This is a genomic window from Luteococcus sp. H101 (genome assembly GCF_038433155.1).
GTDB lineage: Bacteria > Actinomycetota > Actinomycetes > Propionibacteriales > Propionibacteriaceae > Luteococcus.
Genome location: NZ_JBCDMW010000020.1, coordinates 31,348 through 47,030, shown reverse-complemented (window position 1 = coordinate 47,030; position 15,683 = coordinate 31,348). Strand labels below are relative to the sequence as shown.

Here is a 15,683-nt window from a genome sequence, read left to right as displayed (position 1 = left end):
CCCCCCCCCCAGAAGATGTACTTTTTCCTTCCCTCCCCCCCCCCCCCCCCCCCCCCCCCCCCCCCCCCCCCCCCCCCCCCCCCCCCCCCCCCCCCCCCCCCCCCCCCCCCCCCCCCCCCCCCGCCGCCGTCCCAACCGGGCCGCGGGCCCGCTCAGAAGAGCCGGTCCTCCGGATTGTCCAGGCCGCGCAGCTCGTCGTAGTCCACGGTGACGCAGGCGATCCCACGGTCGGTGGCCAGGGTGCGCGCCTGCGGCTTGATCTGCTGGGCGGCGAAGACGCCGGACACCGGAGCCATCTGCGGGTCCCGATTCATCAGTTCCAGGTAGCGCGTGAGCTGTTCCACGCCATCGATCTCCCCGCGTCGCTTCACCTCGACGGCAACATAACCGCCCTGCGGGTCCCGCAACAGCAGGTCGACGGGGCCGATCGGGGTGAAGAACTCTCGTTGTACCAGCCGGTAGCCGTCACCGAAGGTGGCCGGGTTCTCGGCCAGCAGGGCCTGCAGGTGGGCCTCGACGCCGTCCTTCTGCAGCCCGGGGTCAATTCCGAACTCGTGCTCCGCATCGTAGAAGACCTCTCCGATCGAGATCTGCAGGGTGTCGCCCTGGGGTCCCTTCACCTCCCACACCTGGGTGATCTTCGGGTCCACGTCGCCGGTGGTGGCGGCCAGGTCGGTGCCCGGCTCCACCGGCTGCACGGTGAGGGTGCACGGCGGGCTCATCCAGTTGAGCGGCTTGTAGGCGCGGTCGTCGGCATGGATGGAGACCGACGTGTCGGACTTCACCATGATCAACCGCTTCGCCATCGGAAGATGGGCCGTGAGCCGACCGGCGTAGTCGACCTGGCACTCCGCAATCACCAAACGCACCCGCACAACCTACCCCGAGCCGCGGCCCCACGGCATCACTGTGGTCTGACCCCACGTGCCTGCTACGTTGCCGGAATGCGCAAAAACACCCTGACAAGCACTGCCCTGACCGCCCTCCTGCCGCTCACCCTCGGGCTGAGCGCCTGTGGCGGTTCGGACAGCGCCACCCCCGCCAACTCCCCCAGCACCAGCGCGGCCGGCAGCTCCCAGCCCAGCGGCAATGCCAGCTCCGAATCCAGCGCCAGCCCCGCCGATTCCAGCGCCAGCCCCGCCGAAGCTGGCGCCAGCGAGTCCAGCAGCGCGACGGCCACCGACGGCGCCAGCAGCGCGACGGCCTCGGACAGCGCAAGCGCCGCCGGCCAGGCCAGCAGCTCCACTGCCGGCACCACCGGCACCACCGGCACCACCATCAGCGGCAAGAGCCTCTCCCTGACCCTGCCGGCCGGTTTCAAGAAGGTCACCACCAATGACCCCGATTTCGAGGTGAGCGTGGTCAAGGGCGCCAGCCGCGTCCTGGTGAGCAGCACGGCCAAGGAGAGCAAGCAGCAGCTCAAGGCCGCGCTCGACACCGAGTGCTCTTCCCGGACCAAGAACGCCACGCTGGTGAACAAGAAGCCGGTGAGCTTCGACGGCGCCCAGGCCGACGGTTGCGTGTGGGAGGAGACCACCGGCACCGCCAAGGGCCGCAACGCCATGTACATCATGGAGCACGGCAGCAAGCGCTACATGGTCGCCGTCGCCTCCGGTGCCCCCTCGGCGGCCGGACAGAAGGTCATCGACGACGTGGTCGGCGGCCTGCACTGGAAGTAGCCCCGGTGCACCCAGCGCTAGGCTGGGTGGGTGGCACGCAGACCCAGCAAGCACCTGCGCCCGGCGCGCCCACTCAGCGCCGGGCACGCCAGCAGCGCGCACAAGGCCGATGGGCGCTGGGTGGTGCGCAGCATCCCGGGGTCCCGGGCCACCAAGACCTATGTCTGCCCCGGCTGCCAGCGGGTGATCGGGGTGGGCGTGCCACACGTCGTGGCCTGGCCGGCCAGCCCCACCGGCTTCAATCAGTCCGCCTCCCCCATCGACGAGCGTCGACACTGGCACAGCGGATGCTGGAACCGGAAGCACTGAGCCGCACGCACCGACGCATTGGACTGAGAGGAATCCGGTGAGCCTGCACCACACCACCATCGGCGACGGCCCCGCCCGGGTCGTCTTCCTGCACGGCCTGTTCGGCCAGGGCAAGAACTTCACCCAGATCGCCAAGGGGCTTTCGGATCTGGCCACGTGCACCCTGGTGGACCTGCCCAACCACGGCCGCTCCGCCTGGACCGACGAGGTGAGCTACCCGCAGATGGCCGCCGCCGTGGCGGAACTGCTGCGGGAGCTGGACGGCCCGGTCTGCCTGGTGGGTCACTCGATGGGTGGCAAGGTGGCGATGCGGACCGCGCTGGACCACCCGGACCTGGTGGAGCGGCTGATGGTGGTCGACATCTCCCCCGCCGCCGGGCTGGGCAGCAATTTCGGCCCGCTGATCGACGCGATGCAGTCCCTGGACCTGCCGGCGCTGGAGAGCCGTCGCCAGGCAGACGAGCTGTTGTCGGCCGGTATCCCCAACCCCACGGTGCGCGGCTTCCTGATGCAGAACCTGCGGCACGAGCCCGGTGACGACGGGCAGCGGCACTGGCACTGGCAGATGAACCTGGACCTGCTGGCCCGCGAACTCGACGACCGGATCGCCGGCTGGCCCGAGGTGGCGTCCAGCTATCCCGGTCCGGTGCTGTGGGTGGCCGGCGAGAAGTCCCCCTATGTCCGCCCCGACGCGGCCCCCACCATGCGTCGCCTCTTCCCCAGATACCTGCTCGTAACCATCAAGGACGCCGGGCACTGGGTGCACTCCGAGCAGCCGGAGAACTTCACCGCCACGCTGCGCCACTTCCTGCAGCGGGGCTAGGCTGGCGCCATGGTGAACCTGACGCGCATCTACACCCGCACCGGCGATGCCGGCGAGACCCGGCTGAGCGACAACTCGGTGGCCCGCAAGACGGACCTGCGGGTGCAGGCCTATGGCGAGGTGGACGAGGCGAACTCGGCAATCGGCGTCGCCCTGGCACACGGCACCCTGCCGGAGCCGGTGGTGGCCGCGCTGGGCATCATCCAGAACGAGCTCTTCGACCTGGGGGCCGACCTGTCCAATCCGCTGGTGGCCCAGCCCGAATGGGAGCCGCTGCGGATCATCCAGCCGTCGATCGACCGGCTGGAGGCCTGGTGCGACGAGTTCGGTGAGTCGCTGCCCAAGCTGCGGTCCTTCATCCTGCCCGGCGGCACGCCCGCCGCCGCCCAGCTGCACGTCTGCCGCACCATCGTGCGCCGTGCCGAGCGCACCGCCTGGCTCGTGGCCGAGCAGTACGGCACCGAGGTCAGCGAGGATCCTGAGCAGGTGCCCGGCGGGGTCAACCCGCTGGCCATCAAGTACCTGAACCGGCTCTCCGACCTGCTGTTCATCATGAGCCGGGCGGCCAACGGCGATGCCGAGGTGCTCTGGGTGCCCGGTGGCGAGCGCAATCCCAGCGCCGCGGAAGAGGGCTGAGCGGGCTCAGGCCAGCCCGCTGTACCGGTCTCCCCCGGGCGGCGCGGCCTCCAGCCAGCTCATCAGCCCGGTCACGGACTGGGGGTTCATCGCCAGCTCCCAGATCACCGGCTCCCGGCCCTGGGTGGAACGCAGCCGGATGATCTGGTCGTCGCTGAACAACACCACGGCCTCGGACTCGTCGGGGCGTCGATGCCCCACCGAGGCGGTCAGGTCCCGCTCCAGGACCAGCTTGGGACGGGTGCTCAGGGAGAAGATCCGGAACCACTGCAACTCGTCGGCCTCATAGCGCGCGACGCCGGTGGCCCAGCCACCACTGGCCAGTTTCAGGGCGCAGTCGAAGACTCCCCCGCGCGTCGACAGCCAGCGGCGACGCACGTACAGACCGAGCAACGGCACCAGCAGGACCAACACGAGGACAAGTCCGGTCAGCTCCGCTGCCCCACTCCACCCCATGACGACAAAATACCTGATCAGCGCCCAATTGGCAGAAAAATGCGAGGCCCAACCGGAAACCGGTCGGGCCTCGCGCGGAGCAAGCGGGTCAGATGGCCTGCTTGCCCTTCAACTTTGCGGCAGCCTTGATCTGCGCCTGGGCCAGGTGGAGACGGTGGATCTCCTCATCGGTGGCCTCGCCCGCCTCATGCACGGCGCTCAGCTTGTCCACCTCCATCTGGGCTTCCTCGGTCGAGATCTCGTCGTACAACGAGGCCTTCTGGGCCACCAGGTTCACCTGGTTCTGGGCGACGGAGATGAACCCGCCGTCCAGCGCCACGATCTCCCGACGGCCATCCCCCGTGACGATCTCGGCGGCACACGGCACCAGGGCGGCGAGCAGCGGCTCGTGGTTCGGCAGGATGCCGATGTCGCCCTCCGTGGTACGCACGATCACGTTGGTGGCGGTGCCCTCCCAGACCTTGCGGTCTGCGGAGACAACCTCCACGCTCATGGGATCTGCCATGCTCAGTTGCCCTTCTGCAGGTCGTGCCACTGACGCTCGACGTCGTCCATGCCACCGACGTTGAAGAAGGCCTGCTCGGGGATGTGGTCCACATCGCCATTGCAGATCATCTTGAAGGACTCGATGGTGTCGGGCAGGTCCACGGTGGAACCCTCGATGCCGGTGAACTTGGTGGCCATGTAGGTGTTCTGGCTCAGGAACTGCTGGATGCGACGGGCGCGGTTGACAATGATCTTGTCCTCCTCGCTCAGCTCATCGACGCCGAGGATGGCGATGATGTCCTGGAGTTCCTTGTTGCGCTGCAGGATCTGCTTCACGCGCACCGCGGTGTCGTAGTGATCCTGGCCCACGTACTGCGGGTCGAGGATGCGCGAGGTGGAGGTCAGCGGATCCACGGCCGGGTACAGACCACGCGAGGCGATCTCACGGGAGAGCTCGGTGGTGGCATCCAGGTGCGCGAAGGTGGTGGCCGGGGCCGGGTCGGTGTAGTCGTCGGCGGGCACGTAGATCGCCTGCATGGAGGTGATCGAGTGGCCGCGGACGGAGGTGATCCGCTCCTGCAGCTGGCCCATCTCGTCCGCCAGGTTGGGCTGGTAGCCCACGGCCGACGGCATGCGACCCAGCAGGGTCGAGACCTCGGAGCCGGCCTGGGTGAACCGGAAGATGTTGTCGATGAACAGCAGCACGTCCTGGTTCTGCACATCACGGAAGTACTCCGCCATGGTCAGGGCGGACAGGGCGACGCGCAGACGGGTGCCCGGCGGCTCGTCCATCTGGCCGAAGACCAGGGCGGTGTCCTTGAACACGCCGGCCTCGTCCATCTCCATGATCAGGTCATTGCCCTCACGGGTGCGCTCACCCACGCCGGCGAACACCGAGGTGCCACCGAAGTTGTGGGCGATGCGGTAGATCATCTCCTGGATGAGCACCGTCTTGCCCACGCCGGCGCCACCGAACAGGCCGATCTTGCCACCCTGCACGTACGGGGTCAGCAGGTCCAGCACCTTGATGCCGGTGTGCAGCATCTCGGTCTTGGACTCGAGCTCGTCGAACTTGGGAGCCGGACGGTGGATGGGCCAGCGCTCGGTGATCTGCACGCCCTCGGCCGCCAGGTCCTGGTTCAGGCAGTCGCCGGTGACATTCCACACGCGACCCTTGGTGACGTCGCCGACGGGCACGGAGATCGGGGCGCCGGTGTCGTGCACCAGGTCACCGCGGCGCAGGCCGTCGGTGGGCTTCAGGGAGATGGCGCGCACGATGTTGTCGCCGACGTGCAGGGCGACCTCCAGAGTGAAGGTGCGCTGCTTCTTCTCGCCCTCGCCGCTGTCGATGTCATCGACGGTGACGGTCAGGGCGTTCATGATGTCCGGCATCGCGTCGACCGGGAACTCGACGTCGACGACGGGGCCGATGACCCGGGCAACACGGCCGGTGCCACCGGCGCGCTGCTCGGTGGTGGGATTGACAAGGGTGTCAGTCATTTTCGCTCTTCCTTGTTCACTCGGCCGCGGAGGCCTCGGTCAGTGCCGAGGCACCGCCGACGATTTCGGTGATTTCCTGGGTGATCTGTGCCTGACGCGCCTGGTTGATCTCGGTGGTGAGGCTGTTGATCAGTTGCTGCGCATTGTCCGTGGCGGACTTCATGGCCTTCTGCCGGCTGGCCAGCTCGGAGGCCGCCGATTCCAGCAGGTAGAACCAGATCCGGTTGCGGACATAGAGCCCGAGCAGCTGGTCGAGCACGGCTTCGGGATCGGGCTCGAAGGAGTACTCCAACTGGGCGTCGCCCAGATCGGCCTTCTCCGTGTCGGGCCCTTCCTCAACGACCTCGATCGGCAGCACGCGGCGCACGCGGGGCTCCTGCACCAGCATGGAGACCATGCGGGTGTAGACGGCGTAGATCTCGTCGGCGCCGCCCTCCTCGTAGGGCTTCAGGAAGCTCTCGAGGACGGCGTCGCTGATCACCGCGGCGTCTTCATAGGTCGGCGCATCGGTGTAGCCCTGCCAGTTCTCCTTCACGGGGATCTGGCGGAAGCCGAGGAAGTCATTGCCCTTGCGGCCGCTGACATACATCTCGACCTCGAGCCCCTCGGACTCCAGCTTCTCCTTCAGCCGGAGCGAGGCCTTGATCGCATTGGTGGAGTAGCCGCCGGCAAGCCCTCGGTCGGAGGTGAAAAGCACCACCGCGGCGCGTCGACGCTGCTCCGGTTCCTTCGTCAGCGGGTGGTCGATGTCGGTGTGGTTGGCCACGGTTCCCACCGCACGGTTCAGCACACTCGTGTACGGCAGAGCCGCGCGGGCCGCGCGGTCTGCCTTCACGATGCGTGAGGCCGCGATGAGCTCCATGGCCTTGGTGATCTTTTGGGTCGTGGCGACAGACGACTTGCGCTGTCGCAGTTCCCTCAGGCTGGCCGGCATCTACTCAGCTCCGCTTCACGACGATCTGCTCGTTGGAGACATCCTTCGCCGCCGCCGAGTCGTCCTCGCCCAGGCGCTTGCCGTCGGCGGTCCGGAATCCCTGCTTGAACTTCTTGATCTCGTCCTCGGCCGCCTTGGCGGTGTCGTCGTCGAACTTCTGGGTCTCGACGATGGTCTTGAGGATCGGGGTGTTCAGCCGCAGGTGCTCCAGCATCTCCTGCTCGAAGCGCAGCACGTCCTCCACCGGGACATCGTCGAACAGGCCCTTGGTGCCGGCCCAGACACTGACCACCTGGTCCTCGACGGCGTACGGGGAGCTGTTCTTCTGCCGCAGCAGCTCGGTGAGGCGCGCGCCCCGGTCCAGCTGGCGACGCGAAGTCTCGTCCAGGTCGGAAGCAAACATCGCGAAGGCCTGCATGTCCCGGTACTGGGCCAGGCTGATCTTCAGCGTGCCAGCCACGGACTTCATGGCCTTGATCTGTGCGGCGCCACCGACTCGGGAGACCGAGATGCCGACGTCCACGGCGGGACGCTGGTTGGCGTTGAACAGGTCCGACTGGAGGAAGATCTGACCGTCGGTGATGGAGATCACGTTGGTCGGGATGTAGGCCGAGACGTCATTGGCCTTCGTCTCGATGATCGGCAGACCGGTCATCGAGCCGCCGCCCAGCTCATCGGAGAGCTTGGCGCAGCGCTCCAGCAGGCGGCTGTGCAGGTAGAAGACGTCACCGGGGTAGGCCTCGCGGCCCGGCGGGCGACGCAGCAGCAGGGACATGGCACGGTAGGCCTCGGCCTGCTTGGTCAGGTCGTCGAAGACGATCAGGACGTGCTTGCCCTGGTACATCCAGTGCTGGCCGATGGCAGAACCGGCGTAGGGGGCGATGTACTTGAAGCCGGCGGCATCAGAGGCCGGGGCATGCACGATGGTGGTGTACTCCAGCGCGCCGGCCGCCTCCAGGGTGCCGCGAACCTCGGCAATGGTGGAACCCTTCTGACCGACGGCGACGTAGATGCAGCGGACCTGCTTCTTGGGGTCGCCCGACGCCCAGTTGTCCTTCTGGTTGATGATCGCGTCGATCGCAATGGCGGTCTTGCCGGTCTTGCGGTCGCCAATGATCAGCTGGCGCTGGCCGCGGCCGATCGGGATCATCGCGTCGATGGCCTTCAGGCCGGTCTGCAGCGGCTCGCGGACCTCCTGCCGGTCCATCACGCCGGCCGCCTGGAGCTCCAGGGCACGACGGCCCTCGAGGTTCTGGATCTCGCCCAGACCGTCGATCGGGTTGCCCATCGCGTCGACGGTGCGCCCGAGGTAGCCCTCGCCCACCGGGATGGAGAGGACCTCGCCGGTGCCGCGCACCTTGGAGCCCTCCTCGATGCCCTCGGAGTTGCCCAGGACCACGACGCCGATCTCGCGGGTGTCGAGGTTCAGCGCGATGCCCATGGTGCCGTTCTCGAACTTCAACAGCTCGTTGGCCATCACGGAGGGCAGACCCTCGACGCGGGCGATGCCGTCGCCGGAGGTGACCACGGTGCCGACCTCTTCGCGCTCGGCCGCCGCGGGGGTGTAGTTCTGGACAAAGGTATCCAGTGCGTCGCGGATCTCGTCCGGACGAATCGTCAGTTCCGCCATTGCGTCCCTACTCTTTCGATGTGCGCACCCGCAAGGGAGCGCTGGATTGTGTTGGCCCCGAGCTGCCCGTTAGGACAGCTGGCGGTGCACCTGCTCAAGTCGGTCGGCCACGGTGCCCTCGATGATCTCGTTGCCGAGCTCCACGCGGACACCACCCATCACCGACGGGTCGATGGTCAGCTGGATGTCGACGTCGCGACCATGGATCCGGGAGAGCGCGGAGCGCAGCCGGTTCTTCTGGTCCTCGTCCATCGGGCGGGCAACGGTCACCTTGGCGACATCACGGTTGCGCAGTTCGGCCGCCTCGTCGAGGTACTTCCCGACGGTCAGGTCGAAGGTACGTTCGCGTGCGCCGGCCGCCCGGGCGGCCAGGGCCTCGACCCAGCCGTGCGCCTTGCCCTCCAGCAGCCGGTGGACCAGCTGCTGACGCGCTTCGAGCGGGGTGCTGCGATTGGCCAGGGCCTCCCGCAGCTCGGGCGAGGACTCGACTGTCTTGCGGAAACTGAGCAGCTGCTCGGTCACCTCGTCCAGACAGCCGTTGTCCTGTGCCTGTCGCAGTTGTCCGCGCACGGCCTGACGCTCAAGTGCATCGGCCAGGCCGCGCCCGGAATTCCAGCGCTGGGCGACGGCCTGCTTGACGATCCAGATCGTCTGGCCGCCGACCTTGCCCTCGAGCAACCGCTCGGCCATCTGCTGACGCGCCTCGGCCGCGGTGGCCGGGTCGGTCAGGGCCCGCTTCAGTGCCGACTGGGAGTCGAGCACGTCCACGACCGCGAACAGCTCCCCCGGCGTGGCACCGTCGAAGGACTGGTCAGCAAGAGCATTGTCCAGATCGCTGCGCCGGGCCTGTTCGGTTGCAGTCAGGGTCATGCCTGCTGCCCCCCGGTGCGCGCGGGCTGGCTCTCGAGCTCGGCCAGGAAGCGGTCAACGGTCGCGCGGGCGCGCTGGTCGTCGTCCAGGGACTCGCCGACGATCCGGCCGGCCAAGGTGGTGGCCAGGCCACCGACATGGCTGGTGAGCTGGTTCATGGCCTGAGCGCGCTCGGCGGCAATCTGCGCCTGGGCGGACTCCATGATGCGGGCGGATTCCTTGGTGGCCTGGTCACGCATCTCCGCGAGGATCTGCGCGCCCTGGTTCTTGGCCTCTTCCCGAATCCGGGCCGCCTCGTCACGGGCCTCGGAGAGCTGGTTGGTGTACTGGTCCTTCGCCGCCTGGGCCTCGGCCTGGGCGCGCTCGGCACGCTCCAGGCCACCCGCGATGGCGTCGCTGCGCTCGGCGTACATCTTCTCGAAAGCGGGCACGACCCACTTCGCGAGAACGCCCCAGATCAGCAGGATGAGGACGAGCCCCACCAGTATCTCGGACATGTGGTGCGGAGCCAACGGTCCGAGATCCAGCTCCTGAGGCACCCACATGTTGGGCACCATGAGGGGGCTCACTTAAGGACGAACGCGAGGGCGATGCCGATGATGGCGAGCGCCTCGACAACGGCCATGCCGATGAAGGCGGTGCCCATCATCGCGCCCCGAGCCTCAGGCTGACGGGCGGTGCCGTTGATCACGGAGGCGAAGATCCAGGCCACACCGAGGGCGGGGCCGAGGGTCGCCAGCGCGTAGCCGATCATGTTGATCGAGCCGCCGATTTCCATGGGGGTCATTGCGTTTCCTTTCGGATGTTTTCTTCGGTGGTGAAGAAAGCTATGGGTTGGATCAGTGCTCGTCCGCGATGGACGAGCTCACGTACTGTGCCGTGAGAACTGTGAAGATGTAGGCCTGCAGCGCTCCGACGAAGAGCTCCAGGAAGAGGATGGCGAAGCTGAAGGCCAGGGAGACGCCGCCGGCGACACGGTGGATGACCGGGCCGTGGGTCAGCAGGTAGGCGCCGCCCACCACGAAGACCAGGACCACCAGGTGGCCGGCGAACATGTTGGCAAAGAGTCGCAGGGCCAGCGTGATCGGCCGGACGATGAAGTTGGAGAGGAACTCCAGCGGGATCAGCAGCGGCAGCAGGTAGCCGGGCGCACCCGGGGGAACCAGCGAGTGCTTCAGGTAGCCGCCGACGCCGTGCTTGGCGAAGCCGGCACCCATGTAGACCACCCAGGAGACGATCGCCAGCGCGTAGGCGTAGCCGATGTTGGAGAAGGTGGGCAGCATGGTGAAGAAGAACTCACCCATCCAGTTGTTCACCAGGATGAAGCTGAACAGCGCCAGCAGGTAGGGCAGGAACTTACGGTAGTCGTGCCCCAGAATGTCGCGCGCGACGCCATTGCGGATGAACTCGTAGAGGTACTCATGGAAGAACTGCCCCTTGGTGGGCTTGGTCTTGAGCCGACGCGAGGCCCACAGCCAGTAGCCAATCACCAACAGCGCGGCGATGATCGCCTGCATTGCCGGCTTGGTCAGCCAGCCGATACCGAAGTTGCCGTCGAACCAGAAGTCCTCGACGCTGGGCGACTTGTACCCGCCGCCGTGCTCCCCACCTTCGAGGGGGAACAGGTTCAACGGAACCAGGTTCAGCAGGTGCAGCATCACAGGTCATCTCCCTGGCAGGTTGTGTTCACTTCTGGCTCCCGTAGCGCTTGATGATCATGTACATACTGGCCAAGAGGCCACAGATGAGCCCGAGGGGCAACATCCACGTCTGATGGAGGTAGTTGGCACCGAGCCAACCGAGCCCGCCATAGAACAAGATTCCGGACAAGATGTAGCTCAGGATGAGCATGCCGTCCTCACCCGCGGGGCCACGCAGCTCGCTCTGCGTTCCGCCGGGATTGTTGGTGCCTCGCCGCTCGTCCATTCCGCTCAGCACGCTATCAGCCAAAAGCCTTGTGGTCACCTCAATCACCCAACTTCCGGAACGTGTCGAAATCCCGGTCGTACAGGAAGACCCGCTGGGTTGCATTCCTCAGGAAAATGCCCCCCAGCCAGCCCAGCAGGGCGGCGATTGCGCCGGCCAGGAAGGCACCCCGGATGAAGTAGCGTTCCAGTTCCGCCTGACGGGCCATCGCGAAGGCCAGCAGCAGCCCCAGCAGGGCGACGCGGGCCAGGTAGGAAGTCATCACCAGGACCATCGCGGTGCCATTGGCCAGCTCCCCGGCCAGCAGCTGGACGGCCTGTCCGGAGGCGAAGAAGACCACCACCAGGGCGGCGGCCACCGCGGCATTGGCGGCAGCGGTCCCACCCGAGATGATCGCGGCCCCGATGATGACCAGACCGGCCACCAGATGGGCCCCGAGCAGGGCCGTGCGCAACATGCCCAGACACAATGTCGCGCCTTGGCTGGGCTCGACGCGCTTGCGCGTCGTGGGCACCGCCAGGGTGGTCATCGTTGGCATCCTGTCAGCCGGCCGATGCCGGCGAAGAGCGTTTCGGAGATTGCTTGTGAAACCTAACACAATCGATCTCTTGACGTCAAGCTATCTCGGTGCGAGGAGGGCGGGGATGACGCACGGTCAGCCAGGTGGCCACCCCGATCAGCACCAGCAGGGTCAGTGCCACCCACCACCGTGGCCGGGTGCCGATGGCCACCACCCCGAAACTGATCAGCGCCGTCCACAGATACATCAGCAGGCAGACCCGCACCTGGGAATGGCCGCGTTGCAGCAGCCGGTGGTGCAGGTGCTGCTTGTCCGCCACGAACCACCAGGTGCCGGCCATGGTGCGTCGGGCATAGGCCAGCACCAGGTCCAGGAAGGGCAGTGCCATGATGGCGAAGGGCAGGATGATCGGCAGATAGCTGGGCAGCAGCCCTCCCCCACTGGCGCTCAGCGCGGCGGAGTCGATCTGGCCGGTCAGGGAGATGGTGGAGGCCGCCAGCAGCAGCCCGAGCAGCATGGCGCCGGAGTCCCCCATGAACATCCGGGCTGGGAAGAAGTTGTGCGGCAGGAAGCCCAGGCAGATCCCACCGATCGCCACCGTGACCAGGCTCGCGGTGGTGGCCAGCACCAGGTCCTGCTCATGGGCCAGCAGGTAGGTGTAGCTGAAGAAGGCCATCGCGCCAATCGCCACCACCCCGCTGGCCAGGCCGTCCAGCCCGTCGACGAAGTTGATGGCGTTCACACACAGGAAAATGAAGATCACCGTGATCAGGATGGAGGTGGCATCGTCCAGCACGATGATCCGGTTGGGCAGCGCGATCCACAGCATCCGCACGCCGTTGAGCACCACGATCCCGGCGCTGAGCACCTGACCGGCGGCCTTGACCATGGCGGGCAGGTCCAGCATGTCGTCGAGCACCCCGACCGAGCAGATCACCGCTCCGGCCATCAGGATCACCGCGGAGTCGTGCGTCACCACGGCATGCCTGCCCAGGAAGGGCAGTTGGGCGGCCAGCAGCAGGGCGGCCGCGGCGCCACCGAGCATCGCGATCCCCCCGAAATAGGGAATGGGGATGGCATGCACGTCGCGCTCGCGCACCTTGGCGACCGCACCGGTGCGCAGCGCCAGACGTCGACACAGGCCCGCCAGCAGGTAGGTGGTGGCGAAGGCGGTCAGCAGCACCAGGCCGTATTCGCGCATCAGTCGGAGGCGGGCTTGTCGGTGGCTTCCGGCTGGGGCTCGTCGGGCTGGGGCTCGTCGGGCTGGGGCTCGTCGGGCTGGGGCTCGTCGGGCCAGACGACGAAGGGGTCCACCTCGCGCAATTGCTCGATGCCGATCGCCCCCATCCGGACCACCTTGCCCAGGGACTCGCTCACGAAGTCGATGATGGTCGACGGGGTGTTGCCCGGGGTGGGGCCGGCGTCCAGGTAGACGGGAACGCTGTTGCCCAGCTGGGCGATGGCCTCGTCGATGTCGGTGGACGCGTCCTGGCCGGAGACATTGGCGGAGCTGACGGCCAGTGGCCCGGTGCGGCGCAGCAGGTCCCGGGTGAAGTCATGGTCCGGAACCCGCACCGCGATGGTCCCGCGGGTCTCCCCCAGGTCCATCCGCAGGTGCGGCTGCGCGGGCACGATCAGGGTCAGCGCGCCGGGCCAGAAGGCCTCGGCCAGCCGCAGGGCGTGCGACGGCAGGTCGTCGGCCAGCGCCTCCAGCATCCCGGACTCGGCCACCAGCACCGGCGGCGGCATGTCCCGGCCGCGCCGCTTGGCATCCAGCAGGCCCTGCACCGCGTCGGCGGAGAAGGCATTGGCACCGATCCCGTAGACCGTGTCGGTGGGCAGGACGATGCACTCCCCCGCAGCAATCGCGGCCTGGGCGGCGGCCAGCGCCTCGGAGGTCTGGCTGTCGACGTCGTAACGCCGCCAGGTCTGCTCGGGCTCTTCGACGGACTCACTCACCCGTACATCCTGCCACGCCGGAGCCACTGCGCTGGGCCGTCACGAAGCGTGGCCGGCCGGTCAGGTCGGGCAGGTCCCGGACCTGGCCGAAGGCGCCGGTCTGGACGAAGACCTCGGGGGCGCTGTGGTGCTGCACCTCGGCGTGCTCGCTGCAGGCCCAGCCGCCGGGGCGCAGCAGTCGCGCGGCCACCGCGGCCACCACCCGGGTGGCGTCCAGCCCGTCGTCGCCGGACCACAGGGCCAGGGCCGGATCATGGTCCCGGACCTCGGCCGTGACGGATTCCCAGGCGTCCAGCGGGATGTAGGGCGGGTTGGCGATCACCAGGTCGGCCGTCCCGTCCAGGTCGCGGAAGGCGTCGGCCATGTCCCCCTGGCGCAGCTCCACCCCGGTGTCGGCCAGATTGCGTCGGGCCCAGTCATGGGCGGTCTCGTCCAGCTCGACGGCATACTGCCGGGCCCCCGGGTGCTCGGCGGCAATTGCCTTGCTGATGGCGCCGGATCCGGCACACAGCTCCACCACCACCGGCTCCGGCAGACCGGCCAGCCGCTCCAGCGCCCAGCCGGTCATCACCTCGGTCTCGGGCCGGGGCACGAAGACGCCCGGCCCCACCGCCAGCCGCACGGTGCGGAACCAGGCCTCGCCGGTCAGGTGCTGCACCGGGATGCCCGTGGTGCGGCGGGCCACCAGGTGCTGGAAGTGTTCGGCCTGCTCGGCCGTGGCGTCCGGGGCCAGGACCAGCCGGCCGGGCTCGGTGCCCATCACGTGGCTGAGCAGGGTGCGCGCCTCGGCCGCGGGCGACGGCGAGCCGGCCCGGGCCAGGTCGGCGGTGCCCCGGCGGAGCAGCTCCCGCACCGGGGTGCGGGTCACTGGCCCACCTGCTGCAGGCGCTCGGCCAGGTCGGCGGCCTGCAAGGCCTCCACCAGCGGGCCCAGGTCGCCATTGAGCACCGCGTCCAGGTTGTGCGCCTTGAAGCCGATCCGGTGGTCGGCAATCCGGTTCTCCGGGAAGTTGTAGGTGCGGATCCGCTCGCTGCGGTCCACGGTGCGCACCTGGGAGTGACGGGCCTCGGAGGCGTCGCTGGCGGCCTGTTCCTCGGCCAGCGCCACCAGCCGGGAGCGCAGGATCCGCATGGCCTGCTCCTTGTTCTGCAGTTGGGAGCGCTCGTTCTGGCAGGTGACCACCACGCCGGTGGGCAGGTGGGTGATCCGGACGGCCGAGTCGGTGGTGTTCACGCCCTGGCCGCCCTTGCCGGAGGATCGGTAGACGTCGATGCGCAGGTCATCCTCGTTGACCTGCACCTCGTCGTCGTCCTCGACGTCGGGCATCACCAGCACGCCCGCGGCCGAGGTGTGGATCCGGCCCTGGCTCTCGGTGACCGGCACCCGCTGCACCCGGTGCACCCCGCCCTCGAACTTGAGGGCGCCGTAGGGGGTCTGTTCCGCGGTGCCGGGGGCCTTCACCGCGACGGTGACGCTCTTGTAGCCGCCCAGGTCGGTGGTCTGCTCGTCCAGCACCTCCACCTTCCAGCCCAGGTGTTCCGCGTAGCGGGAGTACATCCGCAGCAGGTCGCCGGCAAACAGGGCGGACTCCTCGCCGCCCTCGCCGGACTTGATCTCCAGCAGGGCGTCCAGGCTGTCGTGCGGGTCCCGGGGGGCCAGCAGCCTCTCCAGCCGGGCCGCCACCTGCTCCCGGCGGGCCGCCAGCTCGGTGGCCTCGGCGGCGAAGGCCGGGTCCTCGTCGGCCAGCTCGGTGGCCGCGGCCAGGTCATCGGTCAGCTGTTCGTGTTCGGCCAGCGCCTTCACGATGGGGGTGAGTTCGGCATAGCGTCGGCCCACCTTGCGCGAACGGGCCAGGTCCGCGTGCAGCGCGGGGTCTGCCATCTGCTCTTCCAGGCTGGCGAACTCCGCCCGCAGCGGTTCGGCCTTGTCGAACATGGTGGCTCCTTGCGCCGGCG

20 protein-coding genes are annotated in these 15,683 nt (G+C 68.1%); 4 read left to right on the top strand and 16 right to left on the bottom strand.

The features are described from left to right. Positions 1-152: 152 nt before the first annotated feature. Entirely contained in the window at positions 153-869 is a 717-nt protein-coding gene (gene nucS / locus AAEX60_RS08220) for an endonuclease NucS (protein WP_342102554.1), read from the bottom strand. Positions 870-944: 75 nt separating this feature from the next. Here nucS and AAEX60_RS08215 point away from each other — a divergent pair, with 75 nt between their 5' ends. The 4 genes from AAEX60_RS08215 to AAEX60_RS08200 are packed head-to-tail and all read left to right on the top strand — an operon-like array spanning position 945 to position 3,447. Beyond that, positions 945-1,679, top strand: a complete 735-nt coding sequence (locus AAEX60_RS08215; RefSeq protein WP_342102553.1) for a hypothetical protein — start codon at positions 945-947, stop codon at positions 1,677-1,679. A 30-nt stretch (positions 1,680-1,709) separates the two neighbouring features. Next, positions 1,710-1,988 carry a hypothetical protein gene (locus AAEX60_RS08210; RefSeq protein ID WP_342102552.1) on the top strand — a complete coding sequence of 93 codons (279 nt, stop codon included), beginning with the start codon at positions 1,710-1,712 and terminating at the stop codon, positions 1,986-1,988. Positions 1,989-2,025: 37 nt separating this feature from the next. Further along, positions 2,026-2,811 (top strand): alpha/beta fold hydrolase, encoded by a 786-nt coding sequence (locus tag AAEX60_RS08205; protein WP_342102551.1) that lies wholly within the window; start codon positions 2,026-2,028, stop codon positions 2,809-2,811. A 9-nt stretch (positions 2,812-2,820) separates the two neighbouring features. Beyond that, a complete protein-coding gene (locus tag AAEX60_RS08200) occupies positions 2,821-3,447 on the top strand; it encodes a cob(I)yrinic acid a,c-diamide adenosyltransferase (protein WP_342102550.1) in 627 nt (208 codons plus the stop codon). A gap of 6 nt (positions 3,448-3,453) precedes the next feature. Here the strand turns inward: AAEX60_RS08200 and AAEX60_RS08195 are convergent, their stop codons facing one another. The 15 genes from AAEX60_RS08195 to prfA all read right to left on the bottom strand — a co-directional run bounded on the left by AAEX60_RS08195 (position 3,454) and on the right by prfA (position 15,663). Beyond that, a complete protein-coding gene (locus tag AAEX60_RS08195) occupies positions 3,454-3,861 on the bottom strand; it encodes a DUF2550 domain-containing protein (protein ID WP_342102549.1) in 408 nt (135 codons plus the stop codon). A 130-nt stretch (positions 3,862-3,991) separates the two neighbouring features. Next, positions 3,992-4,408: a F0F1 ATP synthase subunit epsilon gene (locus AAEX60_RS08190; RefSeq protein WP_342102548.1), complete on the bottom strand. Its 417-nt coding sequence runs from the start codon at positions 4,406-4,408 to the stop codon at positions 3,992-3,994. Between the two features lie 2 nt (positions 4,409-4,410). Beyond that, entirely contained in the window at positions 4,411-5,889 is a 1,479-nt protein-coding gene (gene atpD, locus AAEX60_RS08185; RefSeq protein WP_342102547.1) for a F0F1 ATP synthase subunit beta, read from the bottom strand. 16 nt (positions 5,890-5,905) lie between these two features. Then, entirely contained in the window at positions 5,906-6,823 is a 918-nt protein-coding gene (locus AAEX60_RS08180; RefSeq protein ID WP_342102546.1) for a F0F1 ATP synthase subunit gamma, read from the bottom strand. Positions 6,824-6,827: 4 nt separating this feature from the next. After that, a complete protein-coding gene (gene atpA, locus AAEX60_RS08175; protein WP_342102544.1) occupies positions 6,828-8,453 on the bottom strand; it encodes a F0F1 ATP synthase subunit alpha in 1,626 nt (541 codons plus the stop codon). 69 nt (positions 8,454-8,522) lie between these two features. Next, a complete protein-coding gene (locus AAEX60_RS08170; protein ID WP_342102543.1) occupies positions 8,523-9,323 on the bottom strand; it encodes a F0F1 ATP synthase subunit delta in 801 nt (266 codons plus the stop codon). Then, entirely contained in the window at positions 9,320-9,868 is a 549-nt protein-coding gene (locus AAEX60_RS08165; RefSeq protein WP_342102542.1) for a F0F1 ATP synthase subunit B, read from the bottom strand. Before AAEX60_RS08165 ends, AAEX60_RS08170 begins: the two co-directional genes overlap by 4 nt. Positions 9,869-9,888: 20 nt before the next feature. Continuing rightward, the gene (gene atpE, locus AAEX60_RS08160; protein WP_342102541.1) at positions 9,889-10,110 is read right to left on the bottom strand and encodes an ATP synthase F0 subunit C; all 222 of its coding nucleotides are present in this window, start codon (positions 10,108-10,110) and stop codon (positions 9,889-9,891) included. 52 nt (positions 10,111-10,162) lie between these two features. Then, positions 10,163-10,981, bottom strand: coding sequence for a F0F1 ATP synthase subunit A (gene atpB / locus AAEX60_RS08155; RefSeq protein WP_342102540.1), 819 nt, complete (start codon positions 10,979-10,981; stop codon positions 10,163-10,165). 28 nt (positions 10,982-11,009) lie between these two features. Next, complete coding sequence (locus AAEX60_RS08150) at positions 11,010-11,297, bottom strand: hypothetical protein (RefSeq protein ID WP_342102539.1); 288 nt, start codon at positions 11,295-11,297, stop codon at positions 11,010-11,012. Continuing rightward, complete coding sequence (locus AAEX60_RS08145) at positions 11,290-11,778, bottom strand: hypothetical protein (RefSeq protein WP_342102538.1); 489 nt, start codon at positions 11,776-11,778, stop codon at positions 11,290-11,292. Before AAEX60_RS08145 ends, AAEX60_RS08150 begins: the two co-directional genes overlap by 8 nt. A gap of 85 nt (positions 11,779-11,863) precedes the next feature. Further along, positions 11,864-12,970: an MraY family glycosyltransferase gene (locus AAEX60_RS08140; protein ID WP_342102537.1), complete on the bottom strand. Its 1,107-nt coding sequence runs from the start codon at positions 12,968-12,970 to the stop codon at positions 11,864-11,866. Next, positions 12,970-13,728 (bottom strand): L-threonylcarbamoyladenylate synthase, encoded by a 759-nt coding sequence (locus AAEX60_RS08135; protein WP_342102536.1) that lies wholly within the window; start codon positions 13,726-13,728, stop codon positions 12,970-12,972. Before AAEX60_RS08135 ends, AAEX60_RS08140 begins: the two co-directional genes overlap by 1 nt. Beyond that, positions 13,721-14,596, bottom strand: coding sequence for a peptide chain release factor N(5)-glutamine methyltransferase (prmC, locus tag AAEX60_RS08130; RefSeq protein ID WP_342102535.1), 876 nt, complete (start codon positions 14,594-14,596; stop codon positions 13,721-13,723). The genes AAEX60_RS08135 and prmC overlap by 8 nt, the downstream gene beginning before the upstream one ends. Beyond that, a complete protein-coding gene (prfA, locus tag AAEX60_RS08125) occupies positions 14,593-15,663 on the bottom strand; it encodes a peptide chain release factor 1 (protein WP_342102534.1) in 1,071 nt (356 codons plus the stop codon). Before prfA ends, prmC begins: the two co-directional genes overlap by 4 nt. Between the last annotated feature and the right edge of the window lie 20 nt (positions 15,664-15,683).